The organism is Mycolicibacterium diernhoferi (genome assembly GCF_019456655.1).
Classification (GTDB): Bacteria; Actinomycetota; Actinomycetes; order Mycobacteriales; family Mycobacteriaceae; genus Mycobacterium; species Mycobacterium diernhoferi.
In genome coordinates this window covers 5,719,145-5,736,030 of the sequence record NZ_CP080332.1, presented here as the reverse complement: position 1 = coordinate 5,736,030, position 16,886 = coordinate 5,719,145, and the positions used below count along the sequence as shown (strand labels likewise).

General features: G+C 65.3%; 13 protein-coding genes and 1 pseudogene. 13 read left to right on the top strand and 1 reads right to left on the bottom strand.

Translation table 11 applies throughout. The annotated features are described in order from the left end of the window. Window positions 1-74: 74 nt before the first annotated feature. The 10 genes and pseudogenes from K0O62_RS27335 to K0O62_RS27290 all read left to right on the top strand — a co-directional run bounded on the left by K0O62_RS27335 (window position 75) and on the right by K0O62_RS27290 (window position 12,591). Window positions 75-511: pseudogene (locus K0O62_RS27335) on the top strand (nitroreductase family deazaflavin-dependent oxidoreductase). A 155-nt stretch (window positions 512-666) separates the two neighbouring features. Further along, window positions 667-2,106 (top strand): carotenoid oxygenase family protein, encoded by a 1,440-nt coding sequence (locus K0O62_RS27330; RefSeq protein WP_220045481.1) that lies wholly within the window; start codon window positions 667-669, stop codon window positions 2,104-2,106. A gap of 289 nt (window positions 2,107-2,395) precedes the next feature. Then, a complete protein-coding gene (locus tag K0O62_RS27325; protein ID WP_079244401.1) occupies window positions 2,396-3,835 on the top strand; it encodes a carotenoid oxygenase family protein in 1,440 nt (479 codons plus the stop codon). Between the two features lie 182 nt (window positions 3,836-4,017). Continuing rightward, complete coding sequence (locus K0O62_RS27320; protein WP_073857264.1) at window positions 4,018-5,535, top strand: AMP-binding protein; 1,518 nt, start codon at window positions 4,018-4,020, stop codon at window positions 5,533-5,535. 376 nt (window positions 5,536-5,911) lie between these two features. Further along, the gene (locus K0O62_RS27315; RefSeq protein WP_073857263.1) at window positions 5,912-6,586 is read left to right on the top strand and encodes a TetR/AcrR family transcriptional regulator; all 675 of its coding nucleotides are present in this window, start codon (window positions 5,912-5,914) and stop codon (window positions 6,584-6,586) included. A gap of 159 nt (window positions 6,587-6,745) precedes the next feature. Further along, window positions 6,746-7,963, top strand: coding sequence for an acetyl-CoA C-acetyltransferase (locus K0O62_RS27310; protein ID WP_073857262.1), 1,218 nt, complete (start codon window positions 6,746-6,748; stop codon window positions 7,961-7,963). Beyond that, on the top strand, window positions 7,960-8,718 hold the full coding sequence (locus tag K0O62_RS27305) for an SDR family oxidoreductase (protein ID WP_073857261.1): 759 nt from the start codon (window positions 7,960-7,962) through the stop codon (window positions 8,716-8,718). The genes K0O62_RS27310 and K0O62_RS27305 overlap by 4 nt, the downstream gene beginning before the upstream one ends. Before the next feature lie 41 nt (window positions 8,719-8,759). After that, the gene (locus K0O62_RS27300) at window positions 8,760-9,938 is read left to right on the top strand and encodes an acyl-CoA dehydrogenase family protein (protein ID WP_073857371.1); all 1,179 of its coding nucleotides are present in this window, start codon (window positions 8,760-8,762) and stop codon (window positions 9,936-9,938) included. After that, complete coding sequence (locus K0O62_RS27295) at window positions 9,935-11,023, top strand: acyl-CoA dehydrogenase family protein (protein ID WP_073857260.1); 1,089 nt, start codon at window positions 9,935-9,937, stop codon at window positions 11,021-11,023. The genes K0O62_RS27300 and K0O62_RS27295 overlap by 4 nt, the downstream gene beginning before the upstream one ends. Before the next feature lie 38 nt (window positions 11,024-11,061). Then, window positions 11,062-12,591, top strand: a complete 1,530-nt coding sequence (locus tag K0O62_RS27290; protein ID WP_073857370.1) for a class I adenylate-forming enzyme family protein — start codon at window positions 11,062-11,064, stop codon at window positions 12,589-12,591. A 15-nt stretch (window positions 12,592-12,606) separates the two neighbouring features. On the opposite strand, the gene K0O62_RS27285 is transcribed toward K0O62_RS27290, so the two are convergent. Next, window positions 12,607-13,227 carry a TetR/AcrR family transcriptional regulator gene (locus tag K0O62_RS27285; protein WP_097934183.1) on the bottom strand — a complete coding sequence of 207 codons (621 nt, stop codon included), beginning with the start codon at window positions 13,225-13,227 and terminating at the stop codon, window positions 12,607-12,609. 40 nt (window positions 13,228-13,267) lie between these two features. Between K0O62_RS27285 and K0O62_RS27280 the strand changes: the two genes are divergently transcribed. From K0O62_RS27280 to K0O62_RS27270, 3 genes are all read left to right on the top strand, one after another. After that, window positions 13,268-14,518 (top strand): acyl-CoA dehydrogenase family protein, encoded by a 1,251-nt coding sequence (locus K0O62_RS27280; protein ID WP_073857258.1) that lies wholly within the window; start codon window positions 13,268-13,270, stop codon window positions 14,516-14,518. After that, the gene (locus tag K0O62_RS27275; protein ID WP_073857257.1) at window positions 14,511-15,608 is read left to right on the top strand and encodes a phosphotransferase family protein; all 1,098 of its coding nucleotides are present in this window, start codon (window positions 14,511-14,513) and stop codon (window positions 15,606-15,608) included. The genes K0O62_RS27280 and K0O62_RS27275 overlap by 8 nt, the downstream gene beginning before the upstream one ends. Before the next feature lie 288 nt (window positions 15,609-15,896). Then, complete coding sequence (locus tag K0O62_RS27270; RefSeq protein ID WP_073857256.1) at window positions 15,897-16,886, top strand: NADPH:quinone oxidoreductase family protein; 990 nt, start codon at window positions 15,897-15,899, stop codon at window positions 16,884-16,886.

Below are 16,886 nucleotides of genomic sequence, written 5' to 3'. Positions count from 1 at the left end.
TAGATAGCAATATTCGCTTTGTCTGTGATCGGCAAACGCCGATCAGGGCGGTGATCGGTCGCTATGCTCGCGGTATGCCACTTGTCGGAGAATATGAGCCATGCGCGTGGGACTGGGCCCGCGAAAATGCCGAGGAGTACCTGGAATCCGGCGGAACTCGGGGCGCGGTACTGAAAGGCAAGCGGGTGGTCCTGTTGACGAGTGTGGGAGCCAAAACCGGTAAGTTGCGCAAGGTTCCGTTGATGCGAGTCGAGTGCGACGGCTGCTACGCGATCGTCGCCTCATTGGGTGGCGCACCCAAACACCCGGTCTGGTACTACAACGTCGCGAAGAACCCCCGCGTCGAGTTGCAGGATGGAACGGTCAGTGCGGACTATGACGCCCGGGAGGTTCACGGTGCCGAAAAGGAGTTCTGGTGGGAACGCGCGGTGGCGGCTGGCCGGATTACGCTGACTACCAGCGTAATACCGATCGGCAGATCCCGATATTCGTCCTGACTCCCGTGAGTTGAGCACCTCCTGCAGTCGGCCATGGTCTTGACAGTCGGGACCGGTGCTGTCAATAATTCTATTGACGACGCAGCCGGCACCGGTCGATTCTGCGTTGCATGAGCAAAGGCGGATTATCATGGGTGTCCCGGAGAATCAGCGAGGCCCCTTCCGGCCCATGCGCTTTGAAGCCACGATCGAGGACTGCATCGTCTCCGGTGAACTGCCCGACGGGCTGGAGGGTGGTTTCTACCGCAACGGACCGACCTGGCGCCGCCCGAACAAGCAGGGCCTCGAATCCGTCTACACCATCGACGGCATGGTGCAGGGCCTGGTGTTTCGGGACGGCAAGGTCGAGTTCCGCAACCGCTGGGTGCGCACGCCGAAGTTCGTCGCCGAGGAGCGTGCGGGCCGGTCGTTGTTCTCCTATGCCGATGGCGAATTCGGGGACTGGCGGGGCTGGGGTCTGGGGGACGCGATCCGCGACGAGCATAACGCCGGCATCCCGCAGGGTGTCGGTGCTGTCAACGCGATGCCGTTCAACGGTGAGGTTTTGGCACTTTCGGAGCAGGGCTGTCCGCCGATCGCTTTGGATCCGATCACCCTGGAGACCAAGGGGATCGTCCCGTGGTCCAGTCAGCTCTCCGACGGCCTGTTCGAGAAGGTGTGCTTCGGTGACGGCGCGTTCGGGCCGCACCCGAAGTGGGATGACGTGAAGGAGGAGCTGTGGAGCTGCACCTACCGCGATCGCAAGCCCTTCATCAGCGTGCACTGTGTCACTTTGGACGGTGTCGTGCGCACCAAGCATCTCGATGACGGCCCGTACTGCGCGATCGCCCACGATATGTGGATCACCGAGAACTACGCGATCGTTGCGTTCGCGCCGTTCCTGCAGGATCGGGCCCGTATCGCCCAGGGGCGCGGAATCTATGGGTGGGACACCAGCCTGCCGACGGTGATCGCGGTGATCCGCCGTGATGACATCGATGGCCCGGTGCAGTGGATCGAGGCCGATTTCGAGCCGGAATACATCATGCACACGTTGTCGGCCAACGAGATCGACGGCAAGATCGTGCTCGACGGACCGATCTTCGATTCGCCTCCGTTCATGACCGATGAACTCTTCACTCCGGGTGGTCCTTTCATCCCGTTCTGGCAGGTGTCCACCAGTCGTGTCGGCCGTTGGGTGCTCGATCTGCAGGCCGGCCGCGCCACCAGCGAGCACCTCGGCGATACCCCGGTGGAGCTGCCGAAGATCGATGAGCGGTTCTGGGGCAAGCCGTATGAGTGGGGCTTCTACACCGCCGGCGAGCGGGTCAAGGACGGCATGCGGATGAACACCGTCATGCGCCGCAACGTGCACACCGGTAAAGAGGACAGCTACACGATCAAGCATGACCGTCCGGTCGGGGTGTACGAGTCGGTCTTCGTGCCGCGCACCCCGGATGCACCAGAGGGTGACGGCTACCTGATCACCCCGGTGTCGTACTTCAACGAACGCCACACCGACTTCATGGTCTTCAACGCCGACGACCTGCCCTCGGGCCCGGTGGCCAAGGTGGTGCTGCCCTTCGCTGTGGGCTGGACCCCGCACGGACACTGGATGGACTTCCGCTAGCGCGAGACCCAGGAACCCCGGTGGTGGTGAGCACGCTCGCCGCCGCCGGGCTTTGTGCTGTGCATGAGTTCCCGCGCTGCCGTGGCCTGATTCCAGATCAGATGTAAATGCTGCTGCCCCTGGACAGTTCGGTGGCGAGTCCAGGGGTTGACACCCGGACCGGCGGCTGTCAATAATGCTATTGACAGCCGCCACCGCGAGCGTGGCCAGTTGGCGTGTCTCAATGCTTGAGTTGAAGGAGTTGATCTCTATGGGTGTTCCCGCGAATCAGCGAGGGCCATATCGGCCCATGCGCTTTGAAGCCACGATCGAGGACTGCATCGTCGAGGGTGAACTGCCCGACGGGCTGGAGGGTGGTTTCTACCGCAACGGACCGACCTGGCGCCGCCCGAACAAGCAGGGCCTCGAAACCGTCTATACCATCGACGGCATGGTGCAGGGCCTGGTGTTTCGGGACGGCAAGGTCGAGTTCCGCAACCGCTGGGTGCGCACGCCGAAGTTCGTCGCCGAGGAGCGTGCGGGCCGGTCGTTGTTCTCCTATGCCGATGGCAAATTCGATGATTGGCGAGCCTGGGGTCTGGGTGACGCGATCCGCGACGAGCACAATGCCGGCATCCCGCAGGGCACAGCCAATATCAACGCGATGCCGTTCAACGGTGAGGTTTTGGCACTTTCGGAGCAGGGCTGTCCGCCGATCGCTTTGGATCCGATCACCCTGGAGACCAAGGGGATCGTCCCGTGGTCCAGTCAGCTCTCCGACGGCCTGTTCGAGAAGGTGTGCTTCGGTGACGGCGCGTTCGGGCCGCACCCGAAGTGGGATGACGTGAAGGAGGAGCTGTGGAGCTGCACCTATCGCGATCGCAAGCCCTTCATCAGCGTGCACTGTGTCACTTTGGACGGTGTCGTGCGCACCAAGCATCTCGATGACGGGCCGTACTGCGCGATCGCCCACGATATGTGGATCACCGAGAACTACGCGATCGTGGCGTTCGCGCCGTTCCTGCAGGATCGGGCCCGTATCGCCCAGGGGCGCGGAATCTATGGGTGGGACACCAGCCTGCCGACGGTGATCGCGGTGATCCGCCGTGATGACATCGATGGCCCGGTGCAGTGGATCGAGGCCGATTTCGAGCCGGAATACATCATGCACACGTTGTCGGCCAACGAGATCGACGGCAAGATCGTGCTCGACGGACCGATCTTCAACTCGCCACCGTTCAAGACCGATGAGGTGTTCCCTCCGGGCGGACCGTTCGTCCCGTTCTGGCAGGTCGGTACCACCTGCATCGGGCGCTGGGTCCTGGACCTCGAAAAGGGCAGGGCCACCAGCGAACACCTCAGCGATACCCCGGCGGAGCTGCCGAAGATCGATGAGCGGTTCTGGGGCAAGCCGTATGAGTGGGGCTTCTACACCGCCGGCGAGCGGGTCAAGGACGGCATGCGGATGAACACCGTCATGCGCCGCAACGTGCACACCGGTAAAGAGGACAGCTACACGATCAAGCATGACCGTCCGGTCGGGGTGTACGAGTCGGTCTTCGTGCCGCGCACCCCGGATGCACCAGAGGGTGACGGCTACCTGATCACCCCGGTGTCGTACTTCAACGAACGCCACACCGACTTCATGGTCTTCAACGCAGACGACCTGCCCTCGGGCCCGGTGGCCAAGGTGGTGCTGCCCTTCGCTGTGGGCTGGACCCCGCACGGACACTGGATGGACTTCCACTAGTTCACCCGAACTCTGAGAAGTATTACCGTACAACCACGCTCACGCGGACTCTTCCCGCCGGACGATCTCCGGCGGGAAGAGTCGCACCACCCGCACGTCACCCAGCTCGGTTCGATTGCCCGCTATCGCCTGCCGAGAAACACCGTAGGCTCGCTGGAACCCGTAGCCCCAGGAGGACCCACATGCCCGAATCCGACACCATCCTCGAACTTCTCCTCAGGGGAGCGGCGACCTGGCCGGACCGGCCGCTGGTGAAGTTCGAAGGCGGCGTGACGTGGACGTGGCAGGACAGTCTCGAGGCGGGTAGGAGCGCGGCCGCTGTGCTCGCGGCGCAGGGAGTCGGCCCGGGTGACCGGGTGATGATCCTGCTGTCCAACGGCCCGGGCTGGATCCGTACCTGGTGGGGGGCGACGCTGTTGGGAGCGGTGATCGCTCCGGTCAATCCCGCCTACCGGGGTCAGATGCTGACCAACGCCTGTGAGCGGATCGATCCGACTGTCGTGGTCGCCGAGGAGGCCGAGGCGCAGAACCTGTCGCCGCACTGGGCGCGGCGACAGGTCGACCCCGCGCTGTTGTGCGAGGCGGGTGACCTGGCAGTGCCCCCGACGCCGGTGGTGCTGCCGTCGGACCCACACTGCCTACTCCTCACCTCGGGTACGACGGGCCCCTCGAAGGCGTCCATCAGCACCCATGCGTACTTCTGCGGCGTCGTCGACTGGCTGATCGAGGGCGCCGGGCTCACCGAGAAATCGGTCTTCCAGGCTGATCTGCCCTGGTTCCATCTTTCGGCGTTCGCGCCGTCGGTGCAGATGTTGCGGGTGGGCGGCACGATCGTCGTGCGGCGGTCGCCCGCGATGTCGACGTACTGGCGGACCGCCAAGGAACTGGGTTCCACCTTCGCCGTCGCACCCGGCACAGTCGCCCAGTATCTCGAGTCCAGGCCGGTCTCGGTCGAGGACCGTGACCACAGCATGGAGTTCCTGCTCGCGGCCCCATTGCCATCGGATGCAGAAGGATTCATCGAACGGTTCGGATTACGCGGGTTGTGCACGGCGTACGGATCCACCGAGACGAGCATGGTGATCACCAAGGTGATCGACCAGTCGGTACCGGCGGGCAGCTGTGGAACAGTGCGCGCCGGCTTCCATGCACGGGTGATCGACGATGAGGGCCGCGACGTCCCGCCGGGCACGATCGGTGAGCTGATCGTGCGCTCGGACGAACGGATCCTGATGTCGCTGGGTTACCAGGGCGATACCGCGGCGACCGAGGCGGCGTGGAGGGACGGCTGGTACCACACCGGGGATGCGGTGAGCGCCGACGCGGACGGTTTCTACTACTTCCATGACCGCTACAAGGATTCACTGCGCCGACGGGGCGAGAACATCTCCAGCTTCGAGGTCGAGCGGGAAGTGCTGGCATTCCCCGGCATCGACGAGGTGGCTTGTGTGGCCCACCCCGGCGAGTACGCGGGTGACGACGAGGTGAAGGTGTTCATCGTCCCTGAACCCGGCCGGGAGATCCGTCTTGCGGAGGTGGTCGAGTTCCTCGGCGAGCGTCTTCCCGCGTTCATGCAGCCGCGTTATCTCGAACTGGCGGACGCGCTGCCCAAGACGCCCACATCGCGGGTGCGTAAGCACCTGCTGCGGGATCAGGGGAACAGTGCTGCGACCTATGACCGGTTGAGCAGCACGGTGTGATCTGCGTCAATATAACTATTGACGCAACTCCTGGTTGCCGGTAATCTCGGCCGACATGACCTTCGTGGCTGCGCCGTGCGCCGGTGAACTCAGGACTGGCGCCGGTAAAGCCCAGACGCCGTGCGCCGGTGGCCATGGCGGTGGCCAGCACGTCTTCTTGCACACCGGCTTCGGCCGGTCCGTAGCGGCTCGGACGTGACCGGCCCGAGAGGCGCTCTCAGGCCTCGGGTCGAATCTCCGTGCGCTGGATGTCGTGCGGTCGTGCGGGGGATGAGAGCATGGAAGACATGCTGATGACGGATCAACCGGCCGGCACCGCACGCTCTGATTCGCAGGTGGGTACCGGAGGAGTATCGGACGACGGGGAAGCCGGCTCATGACGGAGTCGAAGGCGCGTAAGCCCAGCAAGATTGCCCAACGGCGCGAGCTCGCGCGCAAGGAACGCAGCCCGGTCTGGCTGGAACAGCGCGCGCAGATTCTCGAGAAGGCCGCTGAGGTGTTCTCGATCAACGGATTCAACGGCACCAGCATCACCGATATCGCCAAGCATCTCGGCGTCAGTCAGTCCAACATCTACTACTACTTCGCGACGAAGGACGAGATCTTCCTGGAGTTGGTGCGCCAGAGCACCGATTTCAATGTCACGAGTGCCGAAGCGGTGGCGGCCAAGCAGGGTCCGGCGATCGATCGAATCTCCCAGGTGATCGAGATGTTGGCCACGTCCTACGAAAAGCAGTACCCGTTTCTCAACATCTACGTCCAGGAGGATGCGCGCTGGATCAGTTCGTCGGGAACCGAGTTGCAGCAGGTTTTCCTGGACAGTGCGCGTCGCTTCGAGCAGGCCGTCCGGTCGATCATCGAGGATGGAATTACTAACGGGGAGTTCAAGTCTGACCTGGACGCCCGGATGGTGACGTATACGATCCTCGGCGCGGTCAACTGGATGCACCGGTGGTACAGCCCGGGCGGCGAGATGACCGGCGCCGAAGTCGGCCAAGCCATGCGCGACATCATGCTGCGCGGCATCGTCGATTCGGACGCAGCCACCTAGATCGCGCCCGAGTCCGCACGACGCGGCATCCCCCAACTGGGGGGAGAAGTGCGCCAGATATAGGCCATAGAAACGGTTTTCCAGCACGCTGGAACATCGGTGGGTGACTTTTCACCTGTTTGGCCTGAACACCTGTCTGGAACCTTCAAAGGAGCGTTGATGCCCGAAGCCGTTATTGTCTCGACTGCCCGATCGCCGATCGGCAGGGCCGGCAAGGGATCGCTGAAGGATATGCGCGCGGACGACCTGACCGTCCAGATGGTTTCGGCCGCTCTCGCGAAGGTGCCCGAGCTGGACCCGAAGGCGATCGACGACCTGATGCTGGGTTGCGGTCAACCCGCGGGTGAGGCTGGGCACAACCTCGGGAAAGTCGTTGCGGTACTGGCAGGTATGGATTATCTGCCCGGCGTGACCGTCAACCGCTACTGCTCCAGCAGCCTGCAGACCACCCGGATGGCTTTCCACGCGATCAAGGCCGGCGAGGGTGAGGCCTTCATCTCGGCCGGCGTGGAGACGGTGAGCCGTTTCTTCAAGGGCGCCGCCGATGGCCTGCCCGATACCGAGAACCCGATTTTCGACGAGGCCAAGGCCCGCACCGCGGCCTTCGCCGCCGGTGGGCAGACCTGGGCGGACCCCCGCGATGAGGGCTCGCTACCCGATGTCTACATCGCCATGGGACAGACCGCTGAGAACGTCGCACAGTTCGCGGGTGTCACACGAGCCGAGCAGGATTCGTTCGCGGTGCGTAGCCAGAACCTCGCCGAAGCCGCGATCGCCGACGGCTTCTGGGACCGTGACATCACACCGGTGACGCTGCCGGACGGCACCGTGGTCAGCAAGGATGACGGTCCCCGCGCGGGGGTGACCCTGGAGGGATTGTCTTCGCTGCAGCCGGCTTTCCGGCCCGACGGCACCGTCACCGCCGGCAACTGCTGTGCGCTCAACGATGGTGCGGCCGCGATCGTGATCATGTCGGACACCTTGGCAAAGCAGCTGGGCCTCACTCCGCTGGCCCGTATCGTCAGCACCGGTGTCTCCGGTCTCTCCCCGGAGATCATGGGGCTGGGGCCGGTCGAGGCGTCCCGCCAAGCACTGGCCCGCGCAGGCATGACGATCGGCGATATCGACCTGGCGGAGATCAATGAAGCCTTTGCCGCGCAGGTTGTTCCGTCCGCACGTGAGCTGGGTCTGGACCTGGACCGGTTGAACGTCAACGGTGGCGCCATAGCGGTCGGTCACCCGTTCGGGATGAGTGGTGCCCGCATCACCAGCACCCTGATCAACTCGCTGCAATGGCATGACAAGCAGTTCGGCCTGGAGACCATGTGTGTCGGCGGCGGCCAGGGCATGGCCATGATCATCGAACGTCTTTCGTGAGCGGCCGATTCACGGGTAAGACCGCGATCGTGACCGGTGCCAGCCGTGGTATCGGGCTGGGCATCGCACAACGGTTGGTGGCCGACGGGGCAAAGGTGGTGATCACCGCCCGCGGTAAGGACGCACTCGATGAGGCCGTCGCACAGTTGGGTGGACCCGCGAACGCGCTGGCCGTCGCCGGTAAGGCCGACGATCTCGGCCATCAGGATGACACTGTGCACCAGGCGATCTCGACCTTCGGCAGCATCGACTTCCTGGTGAACAACACCGGTATCAATCCGACCTTCGGCCCGGTGCTGGAGCTCGATCTCGCTGCGGCACGCAAGATCGTCGAGGTCAACTGCATCTCCACTCTGTCGTGGGTGCAAAAGGTCCACCGGGCGTGGATGAAGGACAACGCCGGTGTCATCGTCAACGTCTCCTCGCTCTCGGCGATTCGCACCGAACCCGGGATCGGGTTCTACGGCGCGACCAAGGCGATGCTCAACTCCATCACCGAACTGCTTGCCGTCGAACTCGGCCCCGCCATCCGCGTCAACGGAGTGGCACCCGCAGTGGTGAAGACGAAATTCGCTGCAGCCCTTTACGAGGGCCGTGCAGATCTGGTGGCCCAGGGCTACCCGCTCAAACGGCTCGGCGAGCCGGACGACATCGGCAGTGTGGTGGCCTTCCTGCTGTCCGAGGACTCGGCCTGGATGACCGGTCAGACCGTCGTCGTCGACGGCGGCGTGAGCCTCACCACGGGTGACACGTGAGCGATAGCGCGGTGCAGCTCCGCGAGAAAGGTGCGAAAGTGATGACACTGCAGGAGTTGCGAGATCGGGTCGAGAACTTTCTGGCGGCCCACGATCCTGCGACGGTGGAGCGGCTGGAATTCCTACGGGCCCGCTACGACGCCGGACTGGCTCGGGTGTCCTATCCGCAGGGCCACGGCGGGTTGAGCCTGCCGGCGGCCTGGCAGCTCGAGGTCGATGCCTTGTTGGACCGGGCCGGTGCCCCGAACAACAGGCCGGAATCGAACATCATCGGGCTCGGCATGGCGGCACCGACCATCCTGGCCTTCGGCACCGAGGAACAGAAGCGGCGTTACCTGCGGCCGTTGTGGACCGGGGAGGAGATCTGGTGCCAGCTGTTCAGTGAGCCCGGCGCCGGCTCGGATCTCGCGGCCGTCGCCACCCGTGCGGTCTCCGACGGCGAGGACTGGGTGGTCAACGGCCAGAAGGTGTGGACGTCGGACGCACAGAACGCCCGGTTCGGGATCCTGTTGGCCCGCAGCAACCCCGACATTCCCAAGCACCGCGGTATGACCTTCTTCCTGTGCGATATGACTGTCCCCGGGGTCGAGGTACGCCCGCTCCGGCAGCTCACCGGCGAGGCCGAGTTCAACGAGGTCTTCCTCACTGATGTGCGGATTCCCGACGATCAGCGGCTCGGCGACGTGGGGCAGGGTTGGGCAGTGGCCAACGGCACGCTCAACAACGAGCGGGTGGCCATCGGCGGGCAGGCGGCGCCCCGTGAAGGCGGGATGATCGGCACGGTCACCGGCACCTGGCGCAGTCGCCCCGAGCAACGGACACCGGAGCTGCACGACCGGTTGATGCGGCACTGGGTGGATGCCGAGGTGGCCCGCCTCGCCGGGACGCGCCTGCGGCAGAAGCTCGCGCTCGGCCAACCCGGGCCCGAAGGGTCGGCGATGAAGCTGACGTTCGCCGCACTGAACCAGAAGCTGACGGGTCTGGAGCTGGAACTGCTCGGCGAAGAGGGCCTGCACTATTCGGATTGGACCATGGTGCGGCCCACCAGCGTCGATCTCTGCGGTCGCGACGCGGGTTACCGCTACCTGCGCGCCAAGGGCAACTCCATCGAGGGTGGTACCTCGGAGATCCTGCGCAACATCATCGGCGAACGAGTGCTGGGTCTGCCCGCCGAAGCCCGCGTCGACAAGGACATTCCCTGGAAGGAGACGGCCAAGTGACCGAACTCGACCTGCTCTACACCGAAGTCGAGGAAGAGCTGCGCGCCAGCGTGCGGAGTCTGCTCGACGCACGGTGCGACCCGGACGCCGTCACCCGGATGTACGACGCCGACCGGGCGGTCGTCGATGGGCTGTGGAAGGCATTGTCGGTCGAGATCGGGCTGGGCGGGCTCCTGATACCCGAGGAGCGCGGGGGTGCGGGCGGCTCCCTGCGGGAGGCCGCGGTGGTGTTGGAGGAACTCGGCCGCAGGGTCGCGCCGGTGCCGTTCCTGACCAGCGCGGTGATCGCGACCACGGCGCTCCTGGAGTCCGACACCGACCTGCTGGGCCGGATAGCTCAGGGCGAGCAGACGGCGGCACTGGCCGTCGCCTGGTCGACCTGCCCGACCGCCGACGTGAGGACGGTCCAGGAGCTCGACGGTCGGCTCACCGGCACGATCACCAGCGTGGCCGGCGCCTTGGAGGCCGATATACTGCTGGTCCCAGCCTCGACGCCGGACGGAACCGCTTTGTACGCAGTGCCTTCCGGCGAGGCCACACTGACTCCCGTTGTCTCACTGGATATGACGAGGCAACTCGCCCACGTTACATTGGACGGTGCGGCGGGCACATTGCTGACCGGTGATGCGGCCGACGTGATCCAAAGAGCGCTGGAGGTGGGGGCAGCCCTGCTGGCGTCGGAGCAGCTCGGTCTTGCCCGGTGGTGCCTGGACGCCACGGTCGACTACGTCAAGGAACGGCGCCAGTTCGGCAGAATTGTGGGTGGATTCCAGGCGCTCAAGCACCGACTGGCAGACCTGTACACCGGCGTCGAGTCCGCGGCTGCCGCTGCGCGGTATGCCGCCGCAACCGCTGCGGCCGGTGATCCCGACGCATCGGTGGCCGCCAGTGTCGCCCAGGCTTATTGCGCCGAGGTGGCCGTCACCGCCGCCGAGGAGGCGGTGCAGATGCACGCGGGTATCGGAATGACCTGGGAACACCCGGTGCATCTGTATCTCAAGCGGGCCAAGGCCGACCAGATCGCACTGGGTACTCCGGGCCGGCACCGGGCGCGGCTCGCGGAGTTGGTCGACTTGCCCCGCTGACCCGACGGCACTGACACCCCATGGACGGAAAGGCGGACGTGGTCAACGTCATCACCCCATTGCTGACCCAGGCCGGGCGGCAACCCGAGCAGACCGCCATCGAAGGTGCCCTGGACCGTTGGTCCTATGGGCGGCTCCGCAACGACGTCCTGGCCTACGCCGGTGCCCTACACCGGCAGGGCGTCGTTGCGGGGCAACGAGTTCTGCTGATCGCTCCGACGGTTCCCGAGTTCGTGGTTGCCTACCTCGGCGTACAGGCGCTCGGGGCGGTGGTGGTGCCGGTCAACACCATGTCGACACGAGCCGAGTTGGAGTACTTCATCGCCGAGGCGGGCTGCACGCTGGTGATTGCCTGGCATGAGCTGGGTACCGTCGCCTCCGAGGCGGCGGCCACCGCCGGAGTGCCGGTGTGGAGCCTCACCGAAGGGGCCGAGACCGGCGCCGGCGAGTCGCCGGCCACCGCACATGACGGTGCCGGCGAGGATGTCACCGTCATCCTGTTCACCTCCGGGACCACCGGGCGGCCCAAGGGCGCCGAGCTGACCGTCGGGAATGTGTTGGCCGCGGGTGAGATCGCCGTGCGGCTGGCCGGCGCCACACCCGCAGACCGGATCGGCACCGGGCTGCCGTTGTTCCACGTCTTCGGTCAGACGGCGGTGCTGATGCTGGCGCTCACCGCCGGTGCGAGCATGTCCTTGCTGCCGCGGTTCTCCGCCGAGGCGATGCTGGACATGCTGCGCCGCGACCGGCTGACGGTCATGTGCGGGGTGCCGACGATGTGGAATGCCATGTTGCACGATGCCGCTGGTGCGTCCGCGGCCGACTTCATCAACCTTCGCCTGGCGATCTCCGGGGGTGCGTCGTTGCCCGGTGCCGTCAACTCCGCATTCCAGGAAACGTTCGGCTGCACCTTGCTGGAGGCCTACGGATTGACCGAGACCACCGCGATCGGCACCTACGGCGGTCCGCATGCGCCACCCGGGAGCGTCGGGACAGCGGCGTTCCACACCGCCGTCGAGGTTCGCGATGCTGCCGGCCTGCCCGCCGCACCGAATACCGCCGGGGAGGTCTATATCAAAGGCCCGACGGTGATGCGCGGATACCACCACCGTCCGGACGCCACCGCCGAGGTGTTGTCAGCGGACGGCTGGTTCCGTACCGGCGATATCGGGGAGATGGACGCCGAGCACAACGTACGGATCGTGGGCCGAGCCAAGGAGCTCATCATCCGCGGGGGTTACAACGTGTATCCCAGTGAGGTCGAGGCTGTGCTCTACGAACATCCCGACATCATCGAGGCTGCGGTGGTCGGTATCGAGCACGAGCATTACGGCGAAGAGGTTGCCGCCGTCGTCGTGGTGGGTCCAGGGTCACGTACCGACGCCGCGGAGATAATGGCCTGGGCCCGAGAGCGACTGTCGGCGTACAAGATCCCGCGGGTGGTGCAGTTCGTCGATCGGTTGCCGACGGGGTCGACCGGCAAGATACTCAAACGCGCGATCGACCGCGGGGTGCTGGCCGAGATGCTCACCGGTCGTGCTGCGCCGCCGACGACGGTGGCCGGATGACGTATGCGGCCGGTGCTACCGGGCACCGGGTTGCAGGGCGATCAGACTGTGCAGCGCGGCAATGCAATGATCGACCCGCTCGGCGAGTGTGTCGCCGCGGTCGGAGGCCGGCACGCTGCTCCACTGCAATGCAAGATCTTCCACGTAGGCGACCCAGGCGTGCACGGTGGTCACCGCACCCGGGCGTTCGCCCAGTTCCAGGGCGTCCACCACACGTCCACCGAGGTCGGCGCGCAGGGTTGCGACCCGGTCCCCGCCCAGGGTGAGCGCGCCCTGGCCGAAGATGAACGCCAGGTAGAACTCACGGCGTCGATCGATCTGTTCGAACAGCGCGCCCACGATGTGGCGTAGTGCCGCATCCGGGTGGGCGTCGGCGGGTGGCGCCGTGTTGTCGAGCACACGCTGGGCCGCGACATCGAGTACCGCATCGAAGTAGTCGCTCTTGGTCGGGAAGTAGTGGAACAGCAGACTGCGGGAGATGCCGGCCTTCTTGGCCACTTCGTCCAGCGACAAGGTGTGGATCGGCTCCTTGACCAGGATTCCTAATCCGATGGCCAGCAACTGATCTCGCCGATCACCGAAATTGAGCCGCAATGCGGGACGCGGGCTCCCACCGGAACTCTTCTTGTTGGCCACCTATTGAGCATTGCTCAATAGCCGGGGTAGGGTCAAGCCCATGAATCCCGAACCCTCCTCTCGCGCAGTCGAACTTCTCGACCGCGTCCGCGCCTTCATCGCCGCCGAGATCACACCGGTCGAGGAGCGGTATCACGCTGAGGTATCCGCCCTGCGCACCGGCGGAGGAAACCCGTGGGAACCCCTGCGGTTGCTGGACGAGTTGCGGGCCAAGGCCCGGGCGGCCGGCCTGTGGAACCTGTTCCTGCCGGCTGAACATGCCGGCGACTACGCAGAGCGGTTCGGCACGAGTGGCGGACTGGGATTGACCAACGTGGAGTACGCGCCGATCGCCGAGGAGACGGGACGGTCGGAATTGGCGCCGTATGTCTTCAACTGCAATGCCCCGGATACCGGCAACATGGAGGTGCTGCTCCGGTACGGCACGGCCGAGCAGCGCGAACGATGGCTGGAACCGCTGCTGGCCGGGTCCATCCAGTCGGCGTTCGCGATGACCGAACCGGGGGTGGCCTCCTCGGATGCCACCAACATGGCTGCCACCGCCGTCAACGACGGTGACGACATCGTGATCAACGGGCGAAAGTGGTGGACCACCGGCATCGGGCATCCCCGATGCGAGGTGCTCATCTTCATGGGTGTGTCAGATCCTCTCGCGCCGAGGCGATCCCGGCACACCATGGTCCTGGTGCCGCGCAATGCGCCGGGTGTGCACGTCGAGCGTCTGCTCCCGGCGATGGGCCGCTACGACGAGCCCTTCGGCCACGGTGAGGTGTCCTTCACCGATGTGCGGGTCCCCGCGACGAATGTCCTGCTCGGCCCGGGGCGCGCCTTCGAGATTGCACAGGGCCGGTTGGGGCCGGGCCGGGTGCATCACTGCATGCGTTTGATCGGATTGGCCGAGATGGCTCTGGAACTGGCCTGCCGACGTGGCAGTGAGCGGACCGCATTCGGTAAGCCGCTGGTCGAACTGGGTGGCAACAAGGAACGGATCGCCAAGGCCCGCATCGCGATCGACACGGCCCGTCTGCTCGTGCTGAATGCGGCGTGGAAGCTGGACACGGTCGGGCCAGGTGGCTCGCTCGGTGAGGTCAGCCAGATCAAGGCCCACGTGCCGGGTGTGGTGCAGGAGGTCGTCGACTTCGCCATGCAGATCCACGGTGGAGGTGGGCTCTCGGATGACTTCCCGCTGGCCGGCGCGTGGTCGTTGGCGCGTCAACTGAGGCTCGCCGACGGACCCGATGAGGTGCATCTCGGAGTGATCAGCAGACTGGAGTTGGCCAAATATGTCTAGCCTTCCGCATGATTCCGCGCAGGCCGTCGAGGTCGCCGATGCCACGGCGGTGCGCGCCGAGGATGCTTTCGACGTCGACCGTCTGTGCGCCTGGCTCGGCGAACACGGTTTTGCCGTGCCGGGCCGCCCGGAGGTTCGGCAGTTCTCCGGCGGCGCCTCCAACCTCACCTATCTGGTGCGCTTACCGGACCGGGACCTGATCCTGCGCCGGCCGCCGGGCGGGCACAAATCGGCCGGCGCCCACGACATGTCCCGGGAGTACCGCATCCAGCATGCGCTGCGCCCGGTGTTCGGGTACGTGCCCACCATGGTGGGCCTCTGTGAGGATGTCGAGGTGATCGGCACCCCGTTCTACGTGATGGAACGGGTCGACGGGCACATTCCCCGCCAGGACTTCCCGCCGGAGATGGAGCTTTCCGCCGACGAGATCACCACACTGTGTACTCGTGCGCTGGATGTCCTGATCGACCTGCACCAGCTCGACCCCACTGCAGCCGAGCTGGGCTGGCTGTCCCGGGGCCAGGGCTACATCCACCGTCAGTTGGGTGGATGGTCCAAGCGCTATCGACAGGCCATGACACCCGATGTCGGCGACTTCGAGTCGGTGATGGCGTGGCTCGACGAGAACGAACCGGTCGACGATCGGTCCTGTCTGATTCACAATGATTTCCGTTTCGACAACCTCGTCTTCGACAGGGAACATCCGCACAGCCCCGTCGGTCTGTTGGACTGGGAGCTCGCCACCATCGGCCACCCGTTGATGGATCTCGGTGGCGCCCTGGCGTACTGGATCGAGGCCGACGACGAACCGGATCTCCACGAGTTTCGCCGTCAACCGACGCAGGTCGCCGGCATGTTGTCCCGGCGGCAGGTGGTGGACTACTACTGCACCCGGACGAATATCGGTCTCAGCGAACGGGAATGGGCCTTCTATGAGATCTTCGGGTTGTTCCGCACCGCGGCGATCTGTCAGCAGATCTACTACCGCTACTACCACGGCCAGACCACCAACCCGGCCTTCCGGGCATTCGGCCGGCTGACGGTGCTGATGGAGCGTCGCAGCCTGGAACTCATCGATCGGCATCGCTGACGGCATAGCCAAACTGGCTGTCTCGTAACAACTGTCGCGGGTAGCGTGGTGTCTTCGGGGACGGCGGATTCGGCAGAATTCACCGGATCTCCTGCGGCCCACAGACTTGAACTTGGCCTCAACTTCATATTAGATGGGTCGAGTTACCCGTCACCACGAACCGCAGCCGATCGGCGTCCGCGCAACGGGTCTGGGCCCCGGCGGCGTGAATGGGGCCGACATCGAACCGATCTGAACCGAACCGATGAATGCCGAACCGATGAAATCTCGAGCAAGGGACTGAGGACTATGAAGGCTTGGCGTGTTGAAGAATTGGGTCAGCCCCGCGACGTGCTGCGGCTGCGGGACGTGGAGGAACTGACACCGTCGCCCGGGCACGTCCGGGTCCGGGTCCGTGCGGCCGCCGCGAATTTCGCGGATGTGTTGCTGTGCCTCGGTGAGTACCAGGTGAAACCACCGTTGCCCTTCACGCCGGGTTCAGAACTGTGCGGCGAGATCACCGCGCTGGGGGATGGGGTCTCCGGCTTCGATATCGGTGACCGTGTCATCGGTGTGGCCACCCCGGAGCACGGTGGATTCGCCGAGTCGGCGGTCATGCCGGTCTCGACGGTGTTCCCCGCCCCGCGGTCGTTGGACGACGCGGAGGCCGCGGTACTGACCGTCGGCTATCAGACGGCCTGGTTCGCCCTGCACCGCCGGACCCAGTTGCTGGCGGGCGAGACGCTGCTGGTGCACGCGGCGGCAGGTGGTGTCGGCAGCGCGGCCGTCCAACTGGGCAAGGCCGCCGGAGCCACCGTGATCGGAGTCGTCGGGGGTGCGGACAAGGCCGCCTACGCCGCCGAACTCGGTGCCGACGTGGTGGTGGATCGCCGCGAACAGGACTTCGTCCAGGTGGTCAAGGCCGTCACCGGTGGTCGCGGAGCGGACGTGGTCTTCGACCCGGTCGGCGGCGATTCATACACGAAGTCCACCAAATGCATTGCGTTCGAGGGCCGCATCCTGATCATCGGATTCGCAGGCGGCACCATTCCTACACCGGGGCTCAATCATGCACTGGTCAAGAACTATTCGATCATCGGGCTGCACTGGGGGCTGTACAACACCCAGAACTCCGCACCGGTGCGCGAATGCCATGACGAGCTGACCAGGCTGGCCGACCTCGGTGTGGTGCGGCCGCTCATCGGCGAACGACTCGGACTGGCCGATGTGCCCGACGGTTTGGCACGTCTCGGCGAGGGCAGCACAGTGGGCCGGCTGGCGTTCATGGCAGGGGAGTGA

Excerpts from the sequence above, each read along its gene's own strand:
- K0O62_RS27330 (WP_220045481.1), top strand. The coding sequence starts at position 667 with ATGCGCTTTGAAGCCACGATCGAGGACTGCATCGTCTCCGGTGAACTG.
- K0O62_RS27325 (WP_079244401.1), top strand. The coding sequence starts at position 2,396 with ATGCGCTTTGAAGCCACGATCGAGGACTGCATCGTCGAGGGTGAACTG.
- K0O62_RS27320 (WP_073857264.1), top strand. The coding sequence starts at position 4,018 with ATGCCCGAATCCGACACCATCCTCGAACTTCTCCTCAGGGGAGCGGCG.
- K0O62_RS27315 (WP_073857263.1), top strand. The coding sequence starts at position 5,912 with ATGACGGAGTCGAAGGCGCGTAAGCCCAGCAAGATTGCCCAACGGCGC.
- K0O62_RS27310 (WP_073857262.1), top strand. The coding sequence starts at position 6,746 with ATGCCCGAAGCCGTTATTGTCTCGACTGCCCGATCGCCGATCGGCAGG.
- K0O62_RS27300 (WP_073857371.1), top strand. The coding sequence starts at position 8,760 with ATGACACTGCAGGAGTTGCGAGATCGGGTCGAGAACTTTCTGGCGGCC.
- K0O62_RS27280 (WP_073857258.1), top strand. The coding sequence starts at position 13,268 with ATGAATCCCGAACCCTCCTCTCGCGCAGTCGAACTTCTCGACCGCGTC.
- K0O62_RS27275 (WP_073857257.1), top strand. The coding sequence starts at position 14,511 with ATGTCTAGCCTTCCGCATGATTCCGCGCAGGCCGTCGAGGTCGCCGAT.
- K0O62_RS27270 (WP_073857256.1), top strand. The coding sequence starts at position 15,897 with ATGAAGGCTTGGCGTGTTGAAGAATTGGGTCAGCCCCGCGACGTGCTG.